The organism is Roseateles amylovorans (assembly GCF_025398155.2).
GTDB lineage: Bacteria > Pseudomonadota > Gammaproteobacteria > Burkholderiales > Burkholderiaceae_C > Roseateles > Roseateles amylovorans.
This window is the reverse complement of the sequence record NZ_CP104562.2, coordinates 4,108,808-4,134,684: the sequence shown is the minus strand read 5'-3', so window position 1 is coordinate 4,134,684 and position 25,877 is coordinate 4,108,808. Positions and strand designations below refer to the sequence as shown.

Here is a 25,877-nt window from a genome sequence, read left to right as displayed (position 1 = left end):
CCCAGTCGGTACGATAATTGCGAGCGGTCGAATCGCACCGCGTTGCGCTGGAAGTTCAGGTCAAAGCTTCGGCAACCGAAAATTGCTCCTATAAGCTTCTGGGCCACCCGTGACGGTGCGGCACATGGGCAGACCGAAACCTCTACTGCAATTGATGCAATGGCCTACGACTTCATGACGCTGTCCCCCGAGGACTTCGAGGCTCTATCGGCTGATTTGCTGTCCATGGCGCTGAAGGTTCCCCTACAGCGATATAAGGCAGGCGCCGATCGGGGGATCGACCTGCGCTTCGCCCTCACCAATCGAGGTACGGGCGATCTTGTAGTTCAATGCAAGCGCTATTCGCCGAAGGCGCTTGCGCAGCTGCTTAGGAGTCTGCGGGCCGAAGTCCCGAAGCTTGAGAACATTAAGCCGGCCCGGTACGTCGTCTCCACCAGTGTTGAACTTAGTCCCGACAACAAGCAACAAATCCTCGAGCTGCTTCGGCCCTGGTTGCTATCGACAAACGACATTTTTGGTGCGAGCGAACTCAATGGCATCCTTCGCACCAATCCGGCAATCGAGCGAGCACATTTCAAGCTATGGATATCCAGCACGACTGTGATGGAGCAGGTTATCCACGCCCAGATATTCGCTCAGACTGACTCCCATATCGATGAAATCTTGCGCAAGGCCAGCCGCATGGTGATCCATGCGGGAGTCAACCGAGCGCTCGACTTCCTAAACGACCGTCATCACGTCATGATCGTCGGCAACCCAGGCGTCGGAAAAACGACACTGGCGAGACTGCTGCTCATTCGCTATCTCCAGGAAGGCTACGAACCAGTATGGGTGACGAGCGGGATCGAAGAGGCCTGGTCCGTCATCCGCGCCATGAAGCAAGGATCGCGTAGAGGCATCATCGTCTACGACGATTTCCTCGGGCGCGCAAAGTTCGGTGATAACCGGTTGTCGAAGAATGAGGATGTCTCCATCCTACGGCTCGTAGATGAGGTTGCTCATAGCGCCCACCTAAGGCTGATATTTACCACACGCGAGTACATCCTCGAAGATGCGAAGCAGCAGCACGGCGTGCTGGATGAGCGCGCTAGAGAACTTTTGAAGTGCACGCTCTCGCTCGACGACTACACGCGGCCGCAGCGCGCTCGGATCCTCTTCAATCACTTGTACTTTTCGGATTTGCCAAGCACGCGAATGGAGAAGCTGGTTTTGTCGAAGGCCTACAACCAGGTTCTCTACAGCTCCCACTTTAATCCGCGAATCGTCGAGACCGTGTGCTTGCACGCCAATAGTAAGTCGCTTGATGACGAGGCATTCCTGAAGTACTTTAAGGACGAGTTCAAGAATCCGATTGCTTTGTGGCGGCATCCTTTCGAGCGAGAGATCAGTGATGTCGCGCGCTCGATCTTGCGGGCCCTTTGGTCATTCAATGGGCAGGCAGAGTATGACTCCGTTCGAGAACTTTCGAGACAAATGCACGCAACGATGCCGTTGCTGGAGTTTGAACAGGCATTCATTGATGCGCTACGACAGATAGATGGGAGCTTCGTTCTGACGCGACGTGTGCGCGCGTGGCTTCGACAGGGCATGGTTGAGACGATCGCATTCCAGAACCCCTCTGTCGAGGAGTTTGTTCAGCAACGAGTATGCGATGTTGTTTACCTGGCGACTCTCATTCCGTGCTTTACGCACATTGAGCAAGTTCGGAGGGTGTTCGACACAGTTTCGAATGTCGAGAAGTTTCAATGCCTTTTGCCGGAACTGCGTGCAGCGGCGCATCGGTGCGAAGCCAGGAAGTCGGGCCGGATCATCAGCGTCATAGATTGGAACGAGACGCACAGCAGTCCGCGCTGGGACGCGTCTGGCATGCGAGACGTCGACATCGTCCATCTGCAGGCTCGAATTGAAGAGATGTCGACGCACGGAGATGCAATACGTCTAGCTCTCGAGGAGAAGCTGGTTAGCGAAGCGTTTTGGGCGACGGCGTGTCTGCAGTCATTCGACAATGACGATCAGAGCAGCAGCGTAGGCCGGCTAGCTGAGTGGCTGGTATGCAGCAAACTGGATTTCGGGGAGGCTGCATTCCAGGTTTACCGCGAGACGCTTTTTGCGCTGATGGAAACCAGGGAGCCCAGTGAGATGCGTCCGCGCGGTTTGGTGCCTTTGATTACGGCAGCTGACAACGTTGTAACTCTCAGTACAACGGAGACCGCCGTATTCTTGCAGGCAATGAAGCACTCCGTTCGCCACGTCATAAATGAAGACGAGGATGACCGTTCGCTGGACGAGGAGATATTCGCCTTACAACGCCTTGTTGGGGAGGAGAGGTTTGCCGATCTAGCTACATCAATCAGCAACATCGCGGCTCGGGTTGAGACCTTGGAGGAGCTGCGAAGGGAGCGCGAGCACGACGAAGATGGCGATATCGCGCATTCCGACGTCCGAGAAGAAGCTTTGGACGTCGATGCTCTCTTTGCGACGCTGGTCGATCGATAGGCGTGCAAAACAAACTTAGGGCTTGTGATTCGTTGCGAGGCTGCCGCATTGAGATGCTCAACTTCGAGCATGGTCCTCTTCCCTGGCGTTAGCAGTGCAAGTTTGAACTGGCCGGTGAGATTCGGCTGGGACTAGATGTGAAGCGTCAAGACGTTATGTCCTGAAGCATTGAGCCTGGTCATTGGTGCGACACCGCCGATACCGCTGTGCGGACGATGCCAGTTGTAGTGGTGCATCCAGCTGGCCAAGGCGGCGGTGCGGTGGCTGGAGTTCTGGTAGGTCCAGCCATAGGCCCACTCCCTCAGCGCCGATTGGATGAAGCGTTCGGCCTTGCCGTTGGTCTGCGGTCGATAGGCCCGGGTGAAGCGATGCTGGATCCCCAGATCCTTGCACGCGGTCGCGAAGTCGCGAGATCTGAAGGCTGCGCCGTTGTCGGTTAGAAGCCGCTTGAGCCGCACGCCCAACGACGCGTAGTACGCCGCGGCATTGCGCAGGAACTGCACGGCCTGCGGTGTCTTCTCATCTGGCTGCATCTGCGTGAAGGCGATGCGCGCGTGGTCGTCGACGGCAACGAACAAGGTCTCCCATCCGGCACCGTTGACACGGTCGCGTCGATCACCCGTGACCCGATGGCTGGGCCTGACGATGCAGCCGAGCTTCTTCGTGTCGATGTGCAGCAGATCTCCCGGCGCCTCGTGCTCGTAGCGCTGCACCGGTTCGACCGGCTTGAGGTCGCTGAGCTTGGAGAGTCCGGCGCGTGCCAGCACACGGCTGACGGTCGACTCGGAGACACCTACCGAGCGCGCGATGCGCGCCTGCAGCAGGTGCCGACGCCGCAGTTCGACGATCAGCAAGGCCTTGGCTGGCGAGATCGAGCGCGGTGATCTCGAGGGCCTCGAGGACGCGTCTTCCAGCCCGGACTCGCCGCCCGCGAGATAGCGGGCCAGCCATTTGCGGGCCGTCGCCGGGGTCACGCCGTGCTCGGCTGCGGCCTGGGCGAACGAGAACCCTTCGAAGGTGAGTTGCTGGACCATCTGGAGTCGACGCGCGAAGGTGAGTCGGGCATGCTTGTGGGTGTTCATCCGGCTGCTCTCCTGAGTGACTGGGGGTTTGGCGATTTCCAGTCTCTCAAATTCAGCCCGGGTGAACACCCGATACAACCTATTGAAGCTTCACACCTAGATGTGTGGTTTGTAAAGGAACTTCGCAGGCTATTCCGTGTCAAGCAAAGACACCTTCAATTCGTATCGCCGACATTCGCTCATGTCGTGGCAGCCGGGGGCTGCGATAGGCCCTGATGCTGCTACAAGAGCGCGAGCGTGCCTTCCTTGCGTAGGGCGCGATAGGTGGATCTGGTGGAGCGGTACGATGGCGGTCGCGCTCGTCTTCCTCGGTACTCTTGTATCGCTATGGCTGCAATGATGATTAGGCAACCAGGACGCCACCATGACAACACTCCGTCGACCTCAAGTTGCCGTCCTCGGTAGCGCTGAACCTGGGTCGCGGGCCTATGTGCTTGCAGAAGAAGCCGGTGCGTTATTGGCCAAGCACCGAGTCACCCTTGTCAGCGGATGCGGCAGTCCAGCCACGCGTGTGGCCGCTGAGTCAGCGCTTGCGGCGGGAGGCACCGTGCTGAGCATCGTCCCGCCCAGTGAGATGCCCGCGCTCGACTGGCCAGCCACTGTTGTCGTGCCTTGCGGCATGGGCGACGCCAGAAACCTCCTGATGGCCTTGGCTGGCGACGCATGTCTGGTGATTGGTGGTCGCGCCGGCACGATCTCAGAGGTTTGCCTGGCTTGGTTGCACAAGAAGCCGCTTTTGCCATTGATAGGCCACGGCGGCTGGTCGGATCAACTGCCCAACAATCCACCCGACGAACGCGGGAACTCGCGCATCCTGCCTTGGAGCAACGGCGAGGAGCTGGAATCACAGTTGCAGTTCCTGGGGCTGATTCGCCCATAGGGGATCGACGGAGTGGCTTGCGTGACACCTATTTCTACCGCGGTACCGACTACCCGACGATCCAATGGTGAATCGATCCAAACAGCTCAGCCGCTTCGCGGCAATTGCTCTGTCCAGCCTCACCGCACTCGGGACACCGGCGCTGTCCTCAGCCGCCCCCGAGCCTTTCACTTGCCCGACGATGCTCGGTCAGACCGATCAGAAGGCGCTGGTCGAAAATCCAGGTTGGCAGGCGCTGGTGATCCAGCCCGATGTCACCAAGCACGAACTGACCGCCTTCCAGATCAATTGGGGTTCGGTGGAAACGCCAGACGGTGCCATCTACGACCAGCAGGTCGAAAAGCCGGACGGGCGCAAGGGCAGCACGTTGACGCTGAGCTGGGATGTGCACGATATCCAGAAGGGTTACGCCATCTGCGGATACGCCTTCACCAATGTGCGACTGGTGCGACCCTTGAAGGGCTACACCCGTTGCACTGCGGTCAATCGCCGGTCGTCCAAAGACGCCGCGTATCGTTTCGAGTCGGCGGGCTGCCGCTGACCGATGATCCAGTGACGGTGGAACCGCCGCGCGCCGCGCGGGCTGTCTATACGCAAGCGGCGCTGTCAGCCATGAGCCGCACTCGGTTCAATCGACCCGCAACACCTCAAACTGCTGGCGAATCGAACCGACCTGCACCAACACCTCATCCCCTTCGCCTTTGCCCAGCATCGCTTGAGCCAACGGGGCGTCGCTGCTGATGACCTGGACCAATTGAGCGCCGCTCTGCAGCTTCATGCTGCCGCCATTCGGGCCGAGAAAGAGGTGTTGCTGCCGGTCGTCCGCATCAACCAGGCACACCAGCGCGCCGATCTGGATGCCGAGCCCGGGGTCATAGGCGCGCGGGCGGAACTGGCGCCAATCGGCCATGGCCTCGCGGATGGCCTCGGCGCGTCGCGCCTGGCCGGTGGCCAGGTAGGACGCTTCGAGTCCCAAGGTGTCGTACTTGTTCTCGGCGATGTTCTCTTCGTGAGTCGCCGTTTCATGCGCCACGCGCGCGGCCTGATCGGCTTGCAGCAGGTCGTCGGCGAGCCGTTCCAGCACCTGCTGCTGCAGCAAGAATTTATCCATGATGAAAGTGGGCATCTCGATCGAGCGGATGCATCTTGATTGTGAGGGCCTCTGTCGGCATTCAGCGCTTCGCTTGGCTGCAGCCAAACTTCAACATTAGGCACCATGACAGCACCGCCATCCATTCACAGGCCTGTGTCGTCTGCTTCAGTTGCTGACCCAGAAACGCCACGATGACGCACTGAACATAGGGTTCTCCCGGGGTGCGCGACGACTTGGGTGCAATGGCAACATCACGGCAAGCCGTCTTCCTCTGAGGGTGGCGCGTACCCGCCAGGGCAGATGTCAGAACCCTGGCCTGTGCCGTCCGAAGCCATGCTGTTCATGCAAGGCGTCAGCACGGAGAAGAATCAGAGGCCGAGGCAACCAACGCCTCGGCGCGTTTCGCTGCCGCCATAGGCTCGCAGCCTCCGGTGTCATTCAACACGTCCTGTCGAAAAATATCCGAGCGGGTCCTGCGCACCATGCTTCTCCGACGCACATCCTTCCTTCGAACAGCGGCCGCACTCTGCACGGCCGTCAGTGTCAACCTTTCAGCCGAGACGACCATGTTCAACGAATCCAGCTTCTCTCAGATCAAGTTCCTTGAAGGTCGCTGGAAGGGCGTCGGCCCTGATGGAAAGGATTTCTTTGAAGAGTATGTGTTGGCTGAGCCGACCGTCTTTCGCTCCATCCGCCATGCCGACGCGACCTTCAGCAAGGCCACGGATGGAAGTACCGTGGCCCTCAAGGACGGCGTGATCACCTCGACCTGGGGCCAGTTCACCTGGAAGGCGACATCGCTGTCTGACTCAAAGGCTTGCTTCGAGCCTGTCGCTGCCCCGAGTTCATTCTGTTGGGAGCGGGTGGCGCCGGACACGATCACCGTGACCCAGCGATGGGTGGGGTCAGACGGAAAGGAGCAATCCTTCGTTCTCACGCTGAATCGAGTGAAGCGCTGAAAGGCGGCACGACCGGCGGCCCAGCTCCGACCGAGTCCGCCCTGCGCCGCAGCCGCGGCGTCAGAACGAAAAAAGGCCGTGGCATTGCGCCACGGCCTTTGACATTGGGCGGGCGCGCGAGGCGCCCGCATTCAGTCCATCACAGCGTCCTGAGCCACGCCAGCAGCGCCTCGCGGTCCGCCTTCGACAGCTGCTCGAAGCGCTGACGCGACTTCTCGCCTTCGCCGCCGTGCCACAGGATGGCTTCGGTCAGGGTGCGGGCGCGGCCGTCATGCAGGTAACCGACCGGTTGACCCTGGGCCACCTTCTCGGTGTAGCCGATGCCCCACAGGGCCGGCGTACGCCACATCGCGCCAGTCGCCTGGCCTTCCGGCAGGTTGTCCGCCAGGGCCGAGCCCATGTCGTGCAGCAGCAGGTCGGTGAAGGGACGGATCGTCTGGTCGCGCAGTTCCGCGAACGGATGGTTCTTGCCCGTCTTCATCTCGGCCGTGTGGCAGGCCGCGCAACGCAGCGCATCGAACACCTTGCGGCCGTTGGCGACCTGAGCCGCATCCACGCGGTGCTCGTCCAGCGGCGCGACACCCTTCGGGAATCCGCTCGGGATGCTCCGTTGAGCCGGCACCGCCAGCAGCTGCATGTACTGCGTCAGCGAGGTCAGGTCCGCTTCCTGGATGCCCCTCTGCGCCGGCGCCGTGCGGCAACCCTGCGGGTCGGTCGCGCAGCTGCGGTTCGGGTACACCGGCGAGGTCACCGACATGTCGTTCAGCAGCGCGTTGGCCACCTGGTGACGGATGCTGACCTTGCTCGCCTTGGCACCGAATCGGCCCAGGCGCGTCGCGCCGGTTTCCGGATCGAAGCCGAAGTTGGCCTTGCCCAGCACGCCGTCCTGGTCCGGGGTGGTGCGCACGCGGGCCAGGATGTCCGCTTCAGGCACCGCTTCCAGCAGACCGACACCCAGCAGCGGCATGGCGGCGCGAGCCGACCACAGCTGCGGGGTCGGGCCGTCGAAGGCGAACTTCGGCTTGCGCAGTTCGACCTTGGTGCCGTCGCCCAGCGTGACGCTGCTGGTCTCGAAGCCCGCGACCTTCACCGCATTGCCCCAATCCTGAGGTGCGCCCGACGAGGACGTCGAGTTCATCTGGATCGTCGAGCCGTAGCGCGGGTCCGGACGGATCGAGCCATCGGCCGCCTTCACCGCGACATGGAAGGCCATCTTGTCCAGGCGCTGATCCACCGTGAACGGCGCGGGACTGCGACCGTTGTTGGTGTGGCACTGGATACAGGCCGTCGCGTTGAAGCGCGAACCCGCCAGGCCCTGGATCGAGGTCATCGGATCGTTGCCCTGCTCGGCATGGGCACCCGTCACGAAGCTGCTGTGCACCGCGCGGCGACCTTCCACAAAGCGCTGCAGGTTCTGCATGCCGGTGTTGCTGAAGGGCTGCTGGAACATGCGCCAGCCTTCGTCCGTGTAGTTGTACGACACGGAGCCAAGGCCGCCCGACAGGACGGAATCCGGCAGCGGCACGCTGTTCAGGCGCGGCTGCACGCCATACCACGGACGCAGGCCCGTGCCCATGACGTAGATGACTTCGGAGGTGTAGTAGCGGGCGGCACCCTTGTCACCGATCGCATCCATCGCGGCGCGGGTGGAGAAGAACGAGCCGGTGAACTCGATCGCCTCACCCAGCTGCAGCGGACGCGACGGAATGTTGACGCCGTTGGGCACCAGCACGCCGTTGGCGTTGGGCGACAGATCCTGGTGACCGGGCATGTTGTCCAGCACCACGGAGCAGCCGTCGTTCGCGCCGATCACGTTGTTGTAGCCGGAGTTCGGCCTGGCCAGCGCGTTCTGCGGCGGCTTGGGCACGACCGGGCAAGAGGTCTTGTCGACGAAGCCGTCCGTGTAGGTGGTCGGATCCAGCAACTGGCCCGGCGACATCCAGCCGAAGCCGGTGACGCCCGGATCGTCGATGCGGCGGAAGAAGGAATGGCCGCCACCCTTCTGAGCCTGCGGGAAGTACTGGTTCACCACCAGGCGCGGCTTGGTCACGCCCGCGACGCGGCTGTTGTCGATGAACTCGACGCCCCAGACGCGGTTCTTGAAGTAGTTCTCGACAAAGTTCAGATAGTTGCCCGGGCCCTTGTCACGCGGATTGCCATTGGCATCCACGGTGTCATTGGGACCGAAGCCGATCTCGTTCCAATCCTCGCCGCGCTCGCGGCCGTGGCGGCCGACGCCGCGCTGGCCGAAGCGGGTGACCAGCGTGCCGTCGGGCAGCGTGAACTGGATCTGCTCGATCGGCGATTGCGGCTGGTACAGCGGGCCCAGGGCCGCACCGTTGAGCGGGAAGGCGAACGGCGTGGTCGTCGTGGTCGGGATGCTGTTGTCGCTGCCGACGGTCTTGAACTCGACTTCGAAGAGCGAGTAGCCGTAGTTCGTCGCGCGGGTCACGCCCTGGATGCGGACGAAGCGGGTTTTCACGCCGAGGTTGAAGTACTCCTCGGTGCCGCCCTTGCCGGCCGGCTGGTTGCGCAGGCGCTTCCAGTCCTTGCCGTCGTCCGAGATCTGGATCTCGTAGGCCTTGCCATAGGCGTTCTCCCAGACGAGCTTCATGTAGCCCAGCGGCTGCGCCGTGCCGAAGTCGTACTGGATCCAGGCGCCGTCTTCGGGCTTGGAGGCCCAGCGGGTGGACAGGTTGCCGTCGATCGAGTTCTTCGCGGACAGACCGTCGTTCTCAGGCGTCGACGAGATCGTGACTGCCGGCTTGATCAGCACGCCCGGCTTGCTCGTGTCGCCGACGGGGTCCTGCGGCTGGGTGGGCGTCGTCGGATTCGTCGGATTTGTCGGGGTGGTCGGCTCCGTCGGCGTGACCGGCGGAACGGCCGCGCCGGTGAACGCCTGGATCTCGAAGATCGAATAGCCGTAGCCGGTGGAGCGGGTGACGCCCTGCACACGCAGGTAGCGGCCCTGGCCGCTCAGACCTGTCAGGTCCTCGATGCCGCCGGCGCTGTTCTCGATCGTCTTGATCGTGGTCCAGGTGTTGTTGTCCTCGGACGTCTGCAGCAGGTACTTCTTCGCGTGGGCGTTTTCCCAGTTGATGCGCACCCGCGTGATGCTGACGCTGCTGCCGTAGTCCAGCGTCAGCCATTCGTTGTCGGTGAACGCGGAGCCCCAGCGGCTGTTGTCGTCCTTGTCGATGGTCTTGGCGCCGTTCAGGTCGCCGCGTTCCATCGAGCTGCCGGTGGCGGAGACGGGCGTGAGCGCCGTTTCAGTGCCGCTGTCGCCGGCCATGCGCTTGGCGCGGGCGGCGCTGTCGGCGCTGCCGTCGCCATCGGCCGAGGCGATCTGAACGCCGGCTTGCTGGCCGGTGCTGCCGCCGCCGCAAGCGGCGAGCAGCGCACTGCCCAGCAGGGCAGGGACAAATGCCCTGCCCATCAAGATCCCGAGTTGCTTCAACTCCATGGTGCTTCCCTCCCGTGCCTGTGGGTGCGATCGGCGGCGCGCGGGATGCTGCCCGCGACCGTTTCCTGTGGACCTGGTTCGGTCCGGCGCACGTGCCGCCCATCGGCACGCGTCGCCCATTGCTTGTCCCTCATGAGAGGGGCACCCGGCAGTGTCAGTGTTTGTTTTGCCGGGCGGCAAGTTTTAATGTGTGTCCAATTGATGCCCCTTTTGATGCTGATGAAACGGTAGCGATACCAGCGCACCAAGATGGGAAACACGGGCGATACGTAATTGAAATTCAAGCTCAAAAAGCCGCTTTCGGCGAAGCTGTCACGCTATGTGACAAAGGCATGATGTTGTTCATGAGCACTTCGGACACTTCCACGCCTCGCCGCCGCGAGCAGCAACGCTCGGCGGAAACGAAGCAGACAATTCTGAAGACCGCGTTGAAGGAATTCGCCGACCGCGGCTTCGAGGCCGCGAGCATGCGGGCGATCGCGGAGCAGAGCGGCCTGACGCATCAGCTGATCACCTACCACTTCCAATCGAAGGAGGTACTGTGGCAGGCGGTGGCGACGCTCGTCTACGAGGAGCTGGCCCGGGCACGCGAAGGCATGATCGGGCAAGCGAAGCCGGCGACGGCGATCGGGCAACTGAGGCAGGAGTTCATGGCGTACCTCCAGTTCACGCTGGCGCAGCCGCAGTTGCACCGCTTCATGATGCAGCGGCGCGAAGGCGCACACAGCGAGGACCGCCAGGAGTGGCTGGCCCAGCACTTCCTGCGGCCGCACTTCGACCTGGCCAAGCCGCTGATCAAGGCGGCGCAGAAGGACGGCGACCTGCCGAAGGGGGAGCCGGTGCTGCTGTACTACGCCATGGTGTCGCTGGCGAATGCGTTGTCGGTGATGGGACCGGACATCGAGGCCACGACCGGCGTGCAGTCCACCGATGAGAAGACTGCGAAGGCGTACATGAAGGTGATGGACGCGATGCTGTTCAGCCGGGCGGGCGGGGCGGGCTGATCTCTACCGGGTGACGCGGGATCGGCGCTGGCGCGCCCGGGCGACGTTGCTCCGTGCAATCAGGGCCCGTCACCTTGGTCGGCGTCGTCAACCTGTCCGGCCCGGGCGAAAAAAAACCGACTCAAGAGAGTCGGTCATTGAGGCAGAGCCGCTGGTTCAGTAGCGACCACCGCCGAAGCCACCCGTGCCGTAACCGACATCGGAGCGCTTGGCTGCGGTGTACCCACCCGCGCTGTAGCCGTTCGAATCTGCCTTTGCTTCGCGGGGGCGGGCCAGCGTGACGACGATCGAACGTCCATCCACGGACATGCCGTGCAGGGCCGAGATCGCAGCCTGGGCAACTTCGGCAGAAGCCATCTCGACAAACCCGAAGCCCTTGGACCGGCCGGTGTCGCGGTCCATCATGACCTTGGCCGAAGACACGCCGCCGAACTCGGCAAAGTTGCTCTTCAGGCTGGCATCGGTCACAGAGTAGGGCAGGTTACCCACGTAGATTTTGCTGCTCATGGTCGAGCCTTTCTTGGTACTGGTGCACCGTCAGGATGCGGATCTCGGATCTGCGAATGGGGCATCCGCAGCGAGTAGGACGTTGGGACAGGATCTGGCGGGACCAGATCGTCAGCACACAGGTGGGGGATGCTGCAGGCTTGTCTGCAGCCAGCCCTGAGTGACGGCGAACAACCGAGCCGCGTCGTGGGAGGCAAAGGTTGTTTCGAAGCGGAACACGCGGCGGTGACGGCCGGGGTCCTGAGCACGGCGAACCGAAAACGAGGCGCGGAAGCGGCCACAGTCGGTCGGGTGTGTCGCGGGCGAGACGACGTACTTGCCCATGGGAATGGCGTTTTTTGGAATATGGGTCAATCAGGATTGCCGGCTTGAATGGCCTGGCGGGCGCATTCTTGAACTCGGTCAGCGGTCGCCGTGCCGGCCAAAAATGCAGTGGTCGCCATCTGCGTCCTATTGGCGTCAATAGCCAATGCAAGGAAACAGATCGCGGTTGACCGGATTATACGGCCCCATGCCTAATGAATGGATTCAATATTTCTTCAGGTATTGAGGCCGCCGCCGCGCCGCGTCCTGACGCCGTTCGCAACACTCGCTCTGCATCAGCATGCTGACGAGCGGCTTCAAGGGGGCGCGATCTGAGAGGCGGCTGTCTTTTCCGGGCTGAAAGCGCCATTCGATGAAGCCTGGCGCGACGTCGCATGGCGAGGCCCCGCGCCGGGCGCAACGCAGCGTTGTCAGCGCCCGTTGGCGCCACCGGGGTCCTGTGCGAGCAAGGCTCTTACCGCGGCCTTCGAATCGAGTGGGTCGTCTGCGACGAGGACATCCGGCGTCAACCAGACCGGCGACCTCGAACCGGAGGGCCGCTCCAGGATGAAGCGAGGCGACCAGACCACCAAGCCGGTGTTGGGCAGTTCGATCTTCTGAATCCCGCCCGTCTGGGTGCTTCTCACGCTGGCCCCTTCTCCCGCCACTGTTCCGAAGCGGAAGTCCTGCACGGTGTTGGCGAAGAGCACCGCCGACGAATACGTCCCCGCGCCGACCAGCACCACAAGCTTGCCCGCAAAGTGAAGGCGGTCGTCGGCCAGCGGGGATGTCCAGGTGGCGATGTCCCCGCTGAGCACCTCGCCGGCTTTCTCCTGTTGCGCGGGGTTGTCCTTGAGCACCCGTTTCGTATAGCGTGAGGCCCAGCGGTAGGGGCGATCCGCGAGGTACGGCAGCAGCCCTTTCAGCCACAGGGCGTCGTCGCCACCCCCGTTGCGCCGCACGTCGATCACGAGCAAACGGGTGCGGGCCTCATTCAGCTGCCGAAACGCACCGCGCGTGAAGGCGAAGAACGCCTCCGGATCGTGCCAGGCAAAGGTGTGGACGGTCATGACCGCGACCCGGTCAGGCAGAAACTCCAAGGCGAATTGCCGGCCGAAGTCCTCTTCGCCGGTCATGGTGGCCGGACGCGTGTGGCTGCCCACCTTGTGCACCGTGTTCGGCGATGGGCCCGCCAACACGACGTCGAACGCATCGGGTGCGCCGTAGACCTTCCAGAAATAGAACCACCAGCGGCGGGACAGCAGGTCCGCGCGGAAGGCCGGGCTGTCGCCATGCACCCGCGCCAGCAAGGACTGCGTGACCTCACTTGCCGGATGACCGTTGATGGACTGCAGGTACGCGCCGGCATGCGCCGAGCGCGATCCGCCCAGTTCGGAGACGATCTGCACGCGACCGTCGACGCCGACGGCCACCTCGAACGGAAACAAGGCGCCGCCCGAGGCGAGGTGGCGCAGGGTGTCGCCCCGCCAATCGGCGTAGCCGACGAAGAGGTGACCGTCCGCCAGCAGCGGATTCAGCGTCGCAAGTTCGCGCCAGACGGCGTCGCGGTCGAGTCCGTCGCGGGCCTTCTGGCGCAACGCCTCCACGGCCTGCGCGAAGACCGCGGGGTCCACGGAGTGGCTGATGTCCGGATGGATGGCGGCGATGCGTGTTTCCAGCCTGTCGACATCCGCCCGCATTTGTCCGGCGGTGAGACGCTCGGCAGCCCAGCCGGCGGTGGCGCTGCACAGGGCCGCAAGGACCGTCCCGACGAAAACGCAGCGTAGTCGCACCATGAGGCGACACCTTTCCTTGGACAAGTTGTTGTTGAAAATGTAGCATCCATTTTCAACAGATGACCCAAGCACACACCCCCCAATTCAACGCCCGGGCGATTCGGGATCCGGCTCACATCCGGTTGTTGTCGTCGCCGGTCCGTCACGAGCTCGCAGACACACTCGCGTCCATGGGCGGCGAGGCCACCGTGGCCACGCTGGCCGAGCAGATGGGGCGACCGGCAGACGGCCTCTACTACCACCTGCAGTTGCTGGTCGACGGCGGGCTCGTGCATGAACGCCAGGGCGACCATGGCGAGCGGATCTTCACGCTGGCCGGGGACGGTCAGGCGCCGCTGCGCCTGAGCTACGACCTGGCGAGCGACGAGGCCCGCCAGGCGCTGGCGTCCTACGCGAAGGGGCTGCTGCAAGTGGCGGAAAGCGACTTTCTCGCCGGCCTGAAGCTCGGAGCGATCGACGTCGAGGGTCCCCGCCGACGCCTGTGGGCGGCGCGAAACCGGGGATGGGTCAGCCCCGCGGAGCTCGAGGAGGCCAACGCACTGCTGGAGCGACTCTGTGAACTGCTGAGCCATCCACGTGATGCGTCTCGCGACGTGCCGATGTCGCTCGCCTTCGTGCTGGCACCGACCGTCATTCGTCAGCGTCGTCGCTCATCGGGGAAGACTGACGCCGACTGAAGCAAGCGGCAGCCGCAGGCGATGGTGCGGTTTGACGGCAGACGGCGAGAAGGGCGCGGATCAGCAATCGCTTGATGTTGGCATCGTCAGTGACGAGTCCACACGTCGACGCAGCGTGTCCAGTAGCCAACTGCCCGCGACACCGAGTGCGCGCTCCTTTCGATGAGCCGCGTAGATCGTCACGCCCTCTGGCGGTGTTGAATCATCTTCAATCTCGATGGCCGCGAGCGCGCCGGAGGCGATCAGGCTGGTCACCAGGTGTTCCGGCATGCGACACCAGCCGAAGCCCGCCAAGAGAAAGTCGAACCGGCGCCCTAGGTCGACGAATCGCCAGAGCCGTGTCCCGGCGACCCCGTAATTGGCGCCGTCCGGCTCGACGGGATCCGACAGAACGAGTTGAATATGCGGAGCCAGATCGCTGGAGGTCGCAGGACGCCCCAGCGAAGCGAGCGGATGGCTTGGCGAGACGACTGCGCACATGCGCGTGCGCAGCAGGGGATAGGCCGCGATGTCCTCGGGTACCGCCGGCAGCAGCAGACATAACGCCAGTGACGCGGAGCCACTCCGCAGCCGTCGCAACGAACCGCCCAAACCCTCGGTCGAGAAATGCACCGCCAGGTCGGGATGCCTTGCGCTGAGCGCTTGAAGGCTGTCGATCAATGGGGCCGTCGGCACCAGCGGATCGATGGCGATCGTCAACTGCGGCTCAAGCCCCGCACGCGTACCGGCTGCCATCGCCTCGAAGCGGGTCGCGCTGGCGAGGACCAGGCGCGCCTGCTCGACCAAGGTGCGCCCCACGTCGGTCAATTGAGGGCGGTGGCTGCGCCGGTCGAAGAGCTCAATCCCTTGGGTCTGCTCGAGGTTGGCGATGGCGTTGCTGATTGCCGATTGCGCGCGCCGGAGCTCGCGGCCCGCGGCTGAAAAACTGCCGACGTCGGCAATGGTAACCAGAACGCGCAACTGGTCGAGGGTGAGGCTGCCGATCAACGAGGTATCTCCAAAGCGGATGGAAAGTATCTACTTTTTATCTCTTCCGGAGAAGTTGGTGCCGATCTAGATTGGCGTCCATCGCCGGGAGCCTTCCAGACACCCGGTGGATCCGACAGACCGCTCATTCACCCAGACTCACAGAGCCATCGCATGACCCAGCTACTCGTTGTTGAAACCAGCCCACGCGGCGACCATTCCGTCTCGCGTCAGATGACTCGGCGATTTATTTCGGCTTGGCGGGCACAGCATCCTCAAGGCTCGATCGTGCACCGCGACCTTGCCGAGACGGTGTTGCCCTTCGTCACGGCGTCCTGGCTGCAGGCCTACTTCACACCGCCGGCCCACCAATCGCAGGCCATGAAAGACGAGCTCGAACTGTCCGACGAGTTGACGGCCGAGTTGCTGGCTGCGGATCATCTGGTCATTGCAACGCCGGTCTACAACTACAACGTGCCGGCCGCGCTCAAGGCCTGGGTGGACCACATCGTGCGCAAGGGCGTGACGCTGGGCTTCGACGGCCAAGGCCTGGTCACCGGCAAGAAGGCCACCGTGCTGCTGGCGTCAGGCGGTGTGTATACCGAGGGGTCGCCGATTCAGAATCGCGACATTGCCGGACAGTACCTGCGCCTGATTCTCGGCGTGCTCGGCTTCAAAGATGTCACTGTCGTGGCCGGCGGTGGGGCCAAGGCGGTGGACCTGGGGGAGCAGACCATGGATCGATTCCTCGACGTGCTGCAGCCGCAGTTGCAATTTGCGGCGGGCGTATCGGGTGTCCCTCGGGGGTGAGCAGACTGTCGCGGATGGCTGTTCGCGACGGCGGATTCATGGCGGGTGCACGCTTCAGGCTGAGAGCAATCGTTGGAAGCCGGCTCCGACGGCTAGAACTGCACGTGGTTCGATGAGCCGCCGTCCACATACCAGTTGGCGCCGGAGACGAAGCTCGCAGCGGGGCTTGAAATGAATGCCACGACTTTGGCGACCTCATCCGGCGAGGCAAGTCGGCCCATCGGATTGCGTGCGACGACCTTCTCATAGCCTTCCGGATCACGCTCGCGAACTCGCCCCCAATGTCCATCTTCGATCAGTGTGTCTCCCGGGGATACGGTATTCGCGCGTATCCCTGGCAGCAGCCGGGACGACAGCGACTTGATGTGATGCGCCATCGCGGCCTTCGCGGCGCCATAGGCTGCCGATTGTGGCGCCGGCATTGAACTGGCTTTCGAGCCGATGTAAGTGATAGCGGCCCATCGAGACTTCTCGAGATATGGGATCGCCAGTTCAGTGACCTCCACGGTGCTTCGCACGTCGGTCTCCATCGCTTCTCCCCAATCGGAAGATAGGGCGCTGACATTGGCGACGAGGACATCAAAAGCCGCAAGTTCGCGAAACCATGCGGCCACCGCGTCCCGGTCTCTGACGTCAAGGACTTGACCGCGCACCCTCCCAGGCAACCCTTCGGTCGAGTGCAACTGGGACAGGACTTTGGCTTCGTTCCGGCCGCAGAAGGCGACGTTGCATCCCTCGGTAGCCAGCGTCCGCACGATCGCGGCGCCAATCCCGGACGAGCCGCCAGTGACAACCGCTGCGAGCCCCGATAGCTGAAGGTTCATCAATTGCTCCTTGAAATGAATTGGCCCATGCTGCGATCTTCCGGTCGAAGTGCCGTGGCTCGTCCGTCTTCGGAGCGAAGCAATCTTTCAAGGTGAGTGGCCGCTCAAGGCTGGTCGCTGCCGTTCGCGAAAGAGTTGGCCGCTGACGGCTATCGACCCGGACCGGACATCGCTTTGAGCAAACTCGTCGGCCAAGAGCGGACGTTCACATGCCGTCTGGCCGGGTTGATTGCCAAGCCGCAAAGCGAGTGCAAAGCTCTTCCGGAGCGATGGAGAATGTGAAGATGTCCATTCCGCCGTCGTACGGGCAGAAGATGTTTCTTGTGGACGGCGAGACGAACGAAATGCCCACCTCCTGCCAGTCTGCTAGCAAACGGATGGCTTCTTCGAAGAAATCAGGCTTCCACTTAGAAACGAGAGCTCGGACATAGAACCGATCTTCGTCGTCCGTCTGAGTAGCAGTCGGCATAACAGCGACGGCCTCCCTGAATTGCCGTCCTGCCAGCTGATGGCGCACTTTCCCATGCGGTCTGGCTTCGGATTCACTCGCACGAAAGACGTATAACGGTTCATCGGCGTTGAACAGCGTCGACGCAACGGTGAGGTGCCGCTGTTGGATCTCGCGGTATTCCTCTTCCGACTCGGCATATCGCTTCGCACCGGGAAGCGAATGAAGCCGAACCCATCGCTCGGGAAGAGCGCGTCGCAGGATGTGCCCGCGAGGCGCAATTCCACCGAAATGGGACTGCCACCAAGCAAGAGGATGAGGATGCATGCCAAGCACTCTACCTGAGCGAACTCAGCGATTGGATCGGTCGGAAGCGGTCGTCCCTCGAGGCCCGCTCCTGCCCGTGTCCTGCCATCGCTTGACTCACGATGCCGGCGCGGGTTCGTACAACTTGATGTTGTGGTCGTTATCGATGATGGCGAGGCGTGCGCACTTGCAACACACGGCGACCACGCTGGACTCTCGCGTTATTCTGTCCAGCAAAGGGTCGACGCCCTCGGCGATCTGACTGTCGGAGAGTTCAAGCAGCCGCTCGGCAACCAATAGGTGCAGGCCATGGCCCTCGGTCAAGTTGGTCCGCACGATCTCACCGCAGCGACACGCGTATTTGCTAGCCATTTGGTCCTCAAATTGTCGAGCCCAGCCTACCCCAAAGCCGACCTTCGCGACCGGCCGCTAGTGGCCGGCTGCCGACTTTCCCACCCATTGCACTGACCGTCAGCAACCGCGACATTCGCTACCAGGAACGACACGGCGACTGCCCTGAACCAACCAGGCTCGAAGCGCAAAGCCGCGCTCGCTCACACCGCGCCTACCGCAGCGCCGCCGCCGACAGCCGCCCCGACTGCCCCATCCACACATTTGCCGGCCCGGCCAACCAATCCCGCGCCTGCGCCGACTGCTTCAACTGCAGATCCAGAAACGCCACGCTGACCTGCCGTGCGGCGATCAGCGCCAGCTGTTGCTGATGGAGGCCTCGGTAATCGGGCACGTCCGGCACCGGCGCCATCCGTCCGGGCACGCCTTGTGGGCCCCCGCCCATGCCACCCATCCCACCCCCACCGCCCCGTCGGCGACCACCACCACCACCGCCGCTCTCGCCGGACGATCGACGCTGCTGCCCCTCCGTCTTCTCCGGCGTCGGCGGCCCCTCGGTGCCGCTGAGCGGGGCATGGCGCACCGCGTCCACCCGCAATAGCCAGCTCCGGTCCGCCGGCACGGCGTCGAACGGCGCGCTGCGCCAGCGGGTCTGCGGCACCAGACCGAGCAGGTCGTCGTCGTGATCGCCGGTGATGCCGAGCACCGGCATGGCGATCGACTGGTAGTGCGCCGGCTGTGGCGCGCTCATGACCTGTGGACTGATGACGATCACCGCACGCGGCGTCCATGACGTCAAGCTCAGCCGGGTGCCGTCCGACAAGGATTCGCCGGCGATGGTCATCGCCGTCTGGGCCCCAAGATCGAAGCCGGCCAGCGCCGCGCGTGACCAGTCCAGCGAGCGCCACGGCGCCTCTCCCGCGCGACCCAGTCGCTGCACTTCCCCCAGCAATTCATCCAGCCGGGCCACGCGGCGGCGCAGCTCGGCCTCGGCGAAGTGTCGGCGTCCCAATTGAGTGAACTCGGCGGCGCGGGCCAGCTCCGAGCCCCAGGCGGTGGCGTCGTCCTCCAACGGCTGGACGGCGAGCACCGCATAGCCCGCTGCCGCCCACGCATTGCGCCAGGCATGGCCGGCATGCTCCGATTCGCCGAGCCCGGGCAGGTAGAGCACCACCGGGCGAGCCGCGCTGCCGCCGCCCGAGGTCAGGCTGAGGCGGTAGAAATCATTGCGAAGCCGCAGTGGCAGCGTCTGGACCGCGACCGACTCCGCCGCGCCGACATAGCCGCGGGAGGCGAAGTCGCGCTGTTGCTGCTGGTCCTCGACACGCGCCTTCGGCGGTCCGCCGCCGCAGGCCGACATCAGCAGGCTGGTGCCGATCGCCGCCGCCAGCCAGCGCGCGTGGATCGGCGCCGCGTGGGCCGCCGAGGAGACGGCATGCACGAGCGCAGAGGGAAGGGCGCGAGGAAGCAGACGAGAAAGCAGGCGGATCGGCATCATGGCCCGGGACGCTACGGCGGGCATGTAAACCGTGGATGAACGAGGCGGGTCGGACACGCTGGATGCACGCCCGGCCCGCCTCAGGGTCAATGCGCCACCGTGGTGATCAGCGGGGCGATGTCCTCGGTCATCGGCGCATTGAAGCGCTGCAGCACATGCCGGCTCATGCCCTTGGCGAGCTCCTCCTCGCCATAGAACACGGTGCCCAGCTTCTCGCGGCGCAGCAGTTCGGATTCCTCTTCGCCATGGGTGCGCAGCACGATCTCGATCTGCGGATTCAGCTGCCGGGCGATCTCGGCCATCTGCCGGGCCTTCATCGAATCCGGCACCGCCACCACCAGCATCGCGGCATTGGCGATGTGGGCCTGTACCAGCACCATCGGGTCGCTGGCCTCGCCGCTGACTGCCGCCATGCCGCGCTTGCGCAGCGCCTCGACCGTCTCACGGCTCTGGTCGGCGACCACGAACGGGATCTCCCGCTCGGTCAGCGCATCGGCGATCCGGCGGCCCACGCGCCCGTAGCCCACCAGCACCACCTGACCCTCCAGGAACTGACGGTCGGTGGTCTGCGGCAGTTCCGCGTAGGGGTCGTCCCGCGCCTCCAGCTTGCGCGCGAAGGCCGATCGGGCCAGCACCCAGCGCTGCACCGGCTGGATCATGGCGAACATCAGCGGATTGATCGCGATCGAGATCAGCGCGCCCGCCAGCACCAGGTTCATGCCGTCCTTGGGCAGCAGTTGCAGCTGCAGGCCCAGGCCCGCCAGGATGAAGCTGAATTCGCCGATCTGCGCCAGGCTGGCGGAGACCGTCATCGCCGTGTTGAGCGGATAGCGGAAGGCCAGCACCAGCACCGCCGAGGCCAGCGCCTTGCCCACCACGATGATCGCGACCACCGCCAGCAGGTGCAGCGGCTGGTCGACCAGCGTCATCGGATCGAACAACATGCCGACCGAGACGAAGAACAGCACCGAGAACGAGTCCCGCAACGGCAGCGATTCCTGCGCCGCACGGTGGCTGTATTCCGATTCCCGCATCACCATGCCGGCGAAGAATGCGCCCAGCGCAAACGAGACATGGAACAGCTCCGACGCGCCGAAGGCAATGCCGATCGCCACGGCCACCACCGACAGCGTGAACAGCTCCCGCGACCCGGTGCGCGCCACCTGCCACAGCAGCCAGGGCAGGAGGCGCCGTCCCACCACCAGCATCAGAATCACGAAGGCCGCCATCTGCGCCAGCGTCTGGGCAATCGCCTGCCACAGCGGGGCGTCCGAGGCCGGGCCCACGCTGGCACCGCCCAGCACCGGGGCCAGCGGTGGCAGCAGCACCAGGATCAGCACCGTGGCCAGATCCTCCACCACCAACCAGCCGATGGCGATCCGGCCGTTGACCGATTCAATCGCGCCGCGCGCCTCCAGTGCCTTCAGCAGCACCACCGTGCTCGCGCACGACAGCGACAGGCCGAAGATCAACGCCGCCCCGGTGCTCCAGCCCCACCACATCGCCAGGCCCATGCCCAGCAGCGTGGCCACCGACATCTGCACCAACGCACCCGGCAGCGCAATGCGCTTGACCGCCATCAGGTCCTTGAACGAGAAATGCAGGCCCACTCCGAACATCAGCAGCATCACGCCGATTTCCGACAGCTGCGAGGCGATGTTCATGTCCGCCACAAAGCCCGGCGTGGCCGGTCCGATGGCGATACCGGCCAGCAAATAGCCGACCAGCGCGGGCAGTTTCAACCGTTCGGCGACAAAGCCGAGGATGAGCGCCAGGCCGAAGCCGACGGCAAGGGTGCTGATGAGCGAGACGTTGTGTTCCATCAGGGGCCTTTCCCCGGTCCTGCGACGGCGACAAAGGCCTCGCGGTGGCGGGGACCCTGGGCAAACGGACCCAAGGTGGCAGCAATGCGGCGTTCCGTCCCGACCGGATCGGTCAAGGCGGTGTCATAGATTTCCATCCAGGTCTGGAAGACCGGGTCGTGGTCGCGTCGCTGCAGCAGCCGCACCGGCTCGCCGGCGCGCGTCTGCTCGAACACGGCCAGCGCTTCGGGCACCTGGTCGGCATGGACGCGGTAGTAGACGTACAGCTCGATCGGTTCCTGTGACGTCATTGCGGCTCTCCGATCGTGTAGGGCAGCGCGCGCGGCGTCAGCACCGGGCCGGCGGCGCTGCCCAGATGCAGGCTGCCCGCCTCCAGTGCGGCCAGTTTGACCTCCGCCAGCACCAGCGGATGCCCGGCTTGCTCACCCAAGGCGGCCACCATGCCGGCCGGTTGTTCCGGGTCCTCGCTGTGAAAGATCTCCTGGCCGAGCTGCGCGACGGTGCCGTCCGCCAGCGCAAAGGCCTGGGTGCGGCGCTTGATCGTGCCTCGGTACTGGCTGCGGGCGACGATCTCCTGGCCCGGATAGCATCCTTTCTGGAAATTCACGCCGCCGATCAATTCCAGGTTCAGCATCTGGGGCACGAACTGTTCCACCGTCGCCTGCCGCACCCAGGCCAGGCCGGCGCGGACATCCAGACCCTGCCATTCGGCCTCGGCCAACGCGGGCAGCGTCGGTGCCGGGGCGACGGCGGGCTGCAGCATCAGGAAGCGCGGGCCGGTGCCGTCGTCGGGCAGGCGGGTGACCAGCACCTGGGCGCCGTCGACCTCTGCGCGTCCGACGGTCCACACCGCGGCGGGCGGCGCTTCGCCCAGACGGGCTTGCAGCCATTGCGCGGCCGGCTCACCGGCCAGGCCCCAGACCGCCCAGTCGGCGCTGGCATCGGTCAGCTTGCACTTGGCGCGCATCACGAACATCGACAGGCGCTTCAGCGTGGCGGGCAGCACATCGGCGGGCAGGGCCATCAGCACGGTCTGGTCGTCCGGCTTGACGGCCACCATCGTGGCCAGCAGCCGGCCCTTGGGCGAGCAATAGCCGGCCAGCCGGGCTTGGCTGGTGGTCTGCAGCGCCAGGTCCTGGGTGAGCTGGCTGTGCAGGAACTTCGCGGCCTCTTCGCCCTGGGCGCGCATCACGCCCCAGTCGGACAGCCGCACCGCGCCCACCGACGGGGCAGCAGACGGATGAGAGGACGGTTGGGAATCTTGGCGGGAGATCTCGGTCATGGGGCCGATTATCATCACCCCGCATTTCATTGAGGGCGTCAGGTCTTGGCTCGGGTTAAAAACAGATCGAAGAAGCGCACCGCCGTGCGCAGCGGTGGCGGTTGGGGTCGGTGGCTGATGCGGCTGTGCCTGGCCGTGTTGCTGCTGGTCGGCGGCGCCGTCGGCGCCGGCTGGTGGTGGCTGCAGCAGCCGCTGATGCTGGACAAGGACAGTCTCGAGCTGTCGATCGAGCCGGGCACGCCGCCGCTGCAGGTCGCCCAGGCCTGGGTCAGCGCCGGGGTGCAGACCGATCCGCGCTGGCTATACGAATGGTTCCGCTGGTCGGGCCAGGCCAAGAAGATCCGCGCCGGCAGCTATGAGGTGCATACCGGCATCACGCCGCGTGAGCTGCTCGACAAGATGGTCCGCGGCGACCAGACGCTGGAGCAGTTGCGCCTGATCGAGGGCTGGAACTTCCGCCAACTGCGCGCCGCCATCGCCGCCGCCCCCGCGCTGAAGCAGACCACCGCCACCATGACCGAGGCCGAGATCATGGCCGCCCTGGGCGAGCCCGGCGTGGCCGCGGAAGGCCGCTTCTTCCCGGACACCTATGCCTACAGCCGCGGCGTCAGCGATCTGACGGTGCTCAAGCGTGCCCATGCCCTGATGCGCAAGCGGCTGGAAAGCGCCTGGTCCGGTCGCGGCGACGGCCTGCCGCTGCGCACGCCGGAAGAGGCGCTGATCCTGGCTTCCATCGTCGAGAAGGAAACCGGCGCGCCGGCCGATCGGGGGCTGGTGGCGGCGGTCTTCATCAACCGGCTCAAGGCCGGCATGCCGCTGCAGACCGATCCGACGGTGATCTACGGCCTGGGCGAGAGCTTCGACGGCAACCTGCGCAAGATCCATCTGCAGACCGATACCGCCTTCAACACCTACACCCGCGGCGGCCTGCCGCCCACGCCGATCGCCATGCCGGGCCTGGCCTCGCTGCAGGCGGCCTTGCATCCGACACCGTCCAAGGCCTTGTATTTCGTTGCACGCGGTGACGGAACCAGCCAGTTCAGTGACGACCTCGCCGCGCATAATCGCGCGGTCAACAAATACCAGCGTGGGCACTGATCCGTCAGTGCGAACCAGAGAGCAGGCCGTGAGCGGCAGATTCATCACTTTCGAGGGCATCGACGGGGCTGGCAAGTCCACCCACATCGACAGCGTGGCCCGTCATCTGCGAGACCGCGGCGCGGACCTGGTGCAGACCCGCGAGCCCGGCGGCACGCCGCTGGCCGAGTCCCTGCGCGAGCTGTTCCTGCACCGCAACATGGACGGCCTGACCGAGGCGCTGCTCGTCTTCGCCGCCCGGCGCGACCATGTGCGGGCGGTCATTGCCCCCGCCCTGGCCCAGGGCCGCACCGTGCTGTGCGACCGCTTCACCGATGCCAGCTTCGCCTACCAGGGCGGCGGCCGCGGCATGGACGAGGCGGTGCTCACCACCCTGGAAGGCTGGGTGCAGGAGGGGCGTGAGCCGGACCTGACCTTCTGGTTCGATGTCGATCCCGCCATCGCCGCCGCCCGCCGGGCGCAGGCCCGCGAGGCCGACCGGCTTGAACAACTGGACCTGGATTTCTTTGCCCGGGTGCGCGGCGCCTATGCCCGGCGCGCGGCGCAGGCGCCGCAGCGCATCGTGCGCATCGATGCGGCCCGGACGATCGACGGCGTGGCCGATCAGATCCGCGCCGAACTGGAGCGCCGAGGATGGTGACCGCCGCCCAGGTTCATGCGTCGGCCCACACCGACGAGGCCACCGCCCTGGCGCAAGACGGCACCTTGCCCTTGCCCTGGCTGCGCGATCCGCTGCAGCAGGCGCTGACGCAAGGCCGCAGCCATGCGCTGCTGCTGCAGGGCCCGGCGGGCGTCGGGCAGTTCGACCTGGCGATCCTGCTGGCCCAGGCCTGGCTTTGCGAGGCGCGCACCGGCACCGATCAACCCGGTTGCGGCCATTGCCCGAGCTGCCACTTGCTGCGCTCGCGCTCCCATCCTGACTTCCAGATCCTGCTGCCCGATGCGCTCAAGGAGTCGCTTGGCTATGGCGCGGCCGACAGCGAGGGCGGCGAGGGCACGACCAAGGCCAGCAAGACCAAGCCCAGTCGCGAGATCAAGATCGAAGCGGTGCGGCAGATGCTGTCCTTCGCTCAGATCAGCGCGGCCCGCGGCAAGGCCAAGGTGGTGGTGGTCTACCCGGCCGAGGCCTTGAACACCGTCGCCGCCAATGCCTTGCTCAAGACGTTGGAGGAGCCCGCCGAGCTGCTGCGCTTCGTCCTGGCCAGTGCGGCACCGCAGCAACTGCTGCCGACCATTCGCAGCCGTTGCCAGCCGCTGCAGATGGCGCTGCCGGCGCGCGACGCCGCGCTGCAATGGCTGCAGGGGCAGGGCGTGGCCTCACCGGAGGTGCTGCTCGATGCCACCGGGGGGCGGCCGCAAGAGGCGCTGCTCTGGAGCGAGGAGGGCATTGCCGCCAAGACCTGGCTGGAACTGCCGCGCCGCATTGCCCGGGGCGAGGCCCAGGCGTTGACCGACTGGCCGGTGCCTCGGGCGATTGCCGCGATGCAGCGGCTGGTCCATGACCTGATGCGCATCGCCCATGGCGCCCCGCCCAGCTTCTTCCCCCGTGATGCATTGCCGAAACTGCCCGCGGTCCGTGCGACGCTGGACCAATGGGCGCGTACGCTTGCGCAAGCGGCGCGTCATGCCGAACATCCGTTGAACGCCGGCTTGCTGATGGAATCCCTGGTTGCGCAGGGACAGCAAGCCATGCGGCCCGCCCGCTGACCCCGCCGACCGCACGCTGCCGGCGGCCCGCTAGACTCGTCACCCATGAGCGAACTCACCCTCAAGCCGATGAACCCGACCTCGCCAACCGGCGCCGCGCCTGCCGCTCCTGCGGCCGCTGGCGGCACGCGCCCCAGCGTGATCCAGCTGGTGTTCAAGGAAAAGGGCGCGCTCTACGCGGCCTACATCCCGATCTTCTCGGAAGGCGGCATCTTTGTGCCGACCACCCGCGACTACAAGCTGGGCGAAGACATCTACCTGCTGATGAGCTTGCCCGAGGATCCGCAGCGCTACCCGGTGGCCGGCAAGGTGGCTTGGCTGACGCCGCCCAATGCCTCGGGTGGCCGCACCCAGGGCGTGGGTGTGCGCTTCCCCGGCGACGAGAAAACCCGGGTCATCAAGCTCAAGATCGAAGAACTGCTGGGCACGGCGATCTCCTCGGCCAAGCCGACTCAGACCATCTGACGCCGGCCGCCGGGTCGGCCTCGCCGATTCAGGTGGGCG

The 25,877-nt window shown here is 64.7% G+C and carries 25 protein-coding genes; 11 read left to right on the top strand and 14 right to left on the bottom strand.

Translation table 11 applies throughout. The annotated features are described in order from the left end of the window. Positions 1-159 precede the first annotated feature (159 nt). Entirely contained in the window at positions 160-2,496 is a 2,337-nt protein-coding gene (locus N4261_RS17120; protein WP_261756488.1) for an nSTAND3 domain-containing NTPase, read from the top strand. A gap of 131 nt (positions 2,497-2,627) precedes the next feature. Here the strand turns inward: N4261_RS17120 and N4261_RS17115 are convergent, their stop codons facing one another. Further along, positions 2,628-3,578 (bottom strand): IS481 family transposase, encoded by a 951-nt coding sequence (locus N4261_RS17115; protein ID WP_261756487.1) that lies wholly within the window; start codon positions 3,576-3,578, stop codon positions 2,628-2,630. Positions 3,579-3,942: 364 nt separating this feature from the next. On the opposite strand from N4261_RS17115, the gene N4261_RS17110 reads away from it, so the two are divergent. Both N4261_RS17110 and N4261_RS17105 read left to right on the top strand, forming a co-directional pair. Continuing rightward, a complete protein-coding gene (locus N4261_RS17110) occupies positions 3,943-4,458 on the top strand; it encodes an SLOG cluster 4 domain-containing protein (protein WP_261756486.1) in 516 nt (171 codons plus the stop codon). Between the two features lie 67 nt (positions 4,459-4,525). Next, on the top strand, positions 4,526-4,999 hold the full coding sequence (locus N4261_RS17105; RefSeq protein WP_261756485.1) for an STY0301 family protein: 474 nt from the start codon (positions 4,526-4,528) through the stop codon (positions 4,997-4,999). A gap of 87 nt (positions 5,000-5,086) precedes the next feature. On the opposite strand, the gene N4261_RS17100 is transcribed toward N4261_RS17105, so the two are convergent. Continuing rightward, positions 5,087-5,569 carry a GreA/GreB family elongation factor gene (locus N4261_RS17100; protein WP_261756484.1) on the bottom strand — a complete coding sequence of 161 codons (483 nt, stop codon included), beginning with the start codon at positions 5,567-5,569 and terminating at the stop codon, positions 5,087-5,089. A gap of 548 nt (positions 5,570-6,117) precedes the next feature. Here N4261_RS17100 and N4261_RS17095 point away from each other — a divergent pair. Further along, a complete protein-coding gene (locus tag N4261_RS17095) occupies positions 6,118-6,510 on the top strand; it encodes a hypothetical protein (RefSeq protein WP_261756483.1) in 393 nt (130 codons plus the stop codon). 139 nt (positions 6,511-6,649) lie between these two features. Here N4261_RS17095 and N4261_RS17090 read toward each other — a convergent pair whose 3' ends face one another. Continuing rightward, positions 6,650-9,973, bottom strand: a complete 3,324-nt coding sequence (locus N4261_RS17090) for a di-heme oxidoredictase family protein (RefSeq protein WP_261756482.1) — start codon at positions 9,971-9,973, stop codon at positions 6,650-6,652. Between the two features lie 20 nt (positions 9,974-9,993). On the opposite strand from N4261_RS17090, the gene N4261_RS17085 reads away from it, so the two are divergent. After that, a complete protein-coding gene (locus tag N4261_RS17085; protein ID WP_261756481.1) occupies positions 9,994-10,977 on the top strand; it encodes a TetR/AcrR family transcriptional regulator in 984 nt (327 codons plus the stop codon). A gap of 156 nt (positions 10,978-11,133) precedes the next feature. Here N4261_RS17085 and rbp read toward each other — a convergent pair whose 3' ends face one another. The 3 genes from rbp to N4261_RS17070 form a co-directional block, all read right to left on the bottom strand. Continuing rightward, positions 11,134-11,484: an RNA-binding regulator gene (gene rbp, locus N4261_RS17080; protein WP_261756480.1), complete on the bottom strand. Its 351-nt coding sequence runs from the start codon at positions 11,482-11,484 to the stop codon at positions 11,134-11,136. 111 nt (positions 11,485-11,595) lie between these two features. Then, positions 11,596-11,808 carry a hypothetical protein gene (locus N4261_RS17075; protein WP_261756479.1) on the bottom strand — a complete coding sequence of 71 codons (213 nt, stop codon included), beginning with the start codon at positions 11,806-11,808 and terminating at the stop codon, positions 11,596-11,598. Between the two features lie 410 nt (positions 11,809-12,218). Continuing rightward, entirely contained in the window at positions 12,219-13,583 is a 1,365-nt protein-coding gene (locus N4261_RS17070; RefSeq protein WP_261756478.1) for a S41 family peptidase, read from the bottom strand. Between the two features lie 59 nt (positions 13,584-13,642). Here N4261_RS17070 and N4261_RS17065 point away from each other — a divergent pair, with 59 nt between their 5' ends. Then, positions 13,643-14,260 (top strand): winged helix-turn-helix domain-containing protein, encoded by a 618-nt coding sequence (locus N4261_RS17065; RefSeq protein ID WP_261756477.1) that lies wholly within the window; start codon positions 13,643-13,645, stop codon positions 14,258-14,260. Between the two features lie 60 nt (positions 14,261-14,320). On the opposite strand, the gene N4261_RS17060 is transcribed toward N4261_RS17065, so the two are convergent. After that, positions 14,321-15,247, bottom strand: a complete 927-nt coding sequence (locus N4261_RS17060; RefSeq protein ID WP_261756476.1) for a LysR family transcriptional regulator — start codon at positions 15,245-15,247, stop codon at positions 14,321-14,323. Positions 15,248-15,400: 153 nt separating this feature from the next. Between N4261_RS17060 and N4261_RS17055 the strand changes: the two genes are divergently transcribed. Continuing rightward, positions 15,401-16,036 (top strand): FMN-dependent NADH-azoreductase, encoded by a 636-nt coding sequence (locus tag N4261_RS17055; protein ID WP_261756475.1) that lies wholly within the window; start codon positions 15,401-15,403, stop codon positions 16,034-16,036. 92 nt (positions 16,037-16,128) lie between these two features. On the opposite strand, the gene N4261_RS17050 is transcribed toward N4261_RS17055, so the two are convergent. The 7 genes from N4261_RS17050 to ygfZ form a co-directional block, all read right to left on the bottom strand. Next, positions 16,129-16,860 carry an SDR family NAD(P)-dependent oxidoreductase gene (locus tag N4261_RS17050; RefSeq protein ID WP_261756474.1) on the bottom strand — a complete coding sequence of 244 codons (732 nt, stop codon included), beginning with the start codon at positions 16,858-16,860 and terminating at the stop codon, positions 16,129-16,131. Positions 16,861-17,065: 205 nt separating this feature from the next. Further along, the gene (locus tag N4261_RS17045; protein WP_261756473.1) at positions 17,066-17,635 is read right to left on the bottom strand and encodes a DUF3885 domain-containing protein; all 570 of its coding nucleotides are present in this window, start codon (positions 17,633-17,635) and stop codon (positions 17,066-17,068) included. 96 nt (positions 17,636-17,731) lie between these two features. After that, positions 17,732-17,986, bottom strand: coding sequence for a DUF8617 domain-containing protein (locus N4261_RS17040; RefSeq protein ID WP_261756472.1), 255 nt, complete (start codon positions 17,984-17,986; stop codon positions 17,732-17,734). 193 nt (positions 17,987-18,179) lie between these two features. Then, positions 18,180-19,406, bottom strand: a complete 1,227-nt coding sequence (locus tag N4261_RS17035) for an alpha/beta hydrolase family protein (RefSeq protein ID WP_261756471.1) — start codon at positions 19,404-19,406, stop codon at positions 18,180-18,182. A gap of 143 nt (positions 19,407-19,549) precedes the next feature. Further along, on the bottom strand, positions 19,550-21,286 hold the full coding sequence (locus N4261_RS17030; RefSeq protein WP_261756470.1) for a cation:proton antiporter domain-containing protein: 1,737 nt from the start codon (positions 21,284-21,286) through the stop codon (positions 19,550-19,552). Then, entirely contained in the window at positions 21,286-21,576 is a 291-nt protein-coding gene (locus N4261_RS17025) for a DUF4936 family protein (RefSeq protein WP_261756469.1), read from the bottom strand. Before N4261_RS17025 ends, N4261_RS17030 begins: the two co-directional genes overlap by 1 nt. Further along, on the bottom strand, positions 21,573-22,568 hold the full coding sequence (ygfZ, locus tag N4261_RS17020; protein WP_261756468.1) for a CAF17-like 4Fe-4S cluster assembly/insertion protein YgfZ: 996 nt from the start codon (positions 22,566-22,568) through the stop codon (positions 21,573-21,575). The genes N4261_RS17025 and ygfZ overlap by 4 nt, the downstream gene beginning before the upstream one ends. Before the next feature lie 117 nt (positions 22,569-22,685). On the opposite strand from ygfZ, the gene mltG reads away from it, so the two are divergent. The 4 genes from mltG (at position 22,686) to N4261_RS17000 (ending at position 25,838) form a co-directional block, all read left to right on the top strand. Next, positions 22,686-23,666, top strand: coding sequence for an endolytic transglycosylase MltG (gene mltG, locus N4261_RS17015; protein WP_261760746.1), 981 nt, complete (start codon positions 22,686-22,688; stop codon positions 23,664-23,666). A 28-nt stretch (positions 23,667-23,694) separates the two neighbouring features. Continuing rightward, positions 23,695-24,306 (top strand): dTMP kinase, encoded by a 612-nt coding sequence (gene tmk / locus N4261_RS17010; RefSeq protein WP_261756466.1) that lies wholly within the window; start codon positions 23,695-23,697, stop codon positions 24,304-24,306. Further along, a complete protein-coding gene (holB, locus tag N4261_RS17005) occupies positions 24,300-25,373 on the top strand; it encodes a DNA polymerase III subunit delta' (protein WP_261756465.1) in 1,074 nt (357 codons plus the stop codon). The genes tmk and holB overlap by 7 nt, the downstream gene beginning before the upstream one ends. A gap of 69 nt (positions 25,374-25,442) precedes the next feature. Beyond that, entirely contained in the window at positions 25,443-25,838 is a 396-nt protein-coding gene (locus tag N4261_RS17000) for a PilZ domain-containing protein (RefSeq protein ID WP_261760745.1), read from the top strand. The last annotated feature ends 39 nt before the right edge of the window (positions 25,839-25,877 follow it).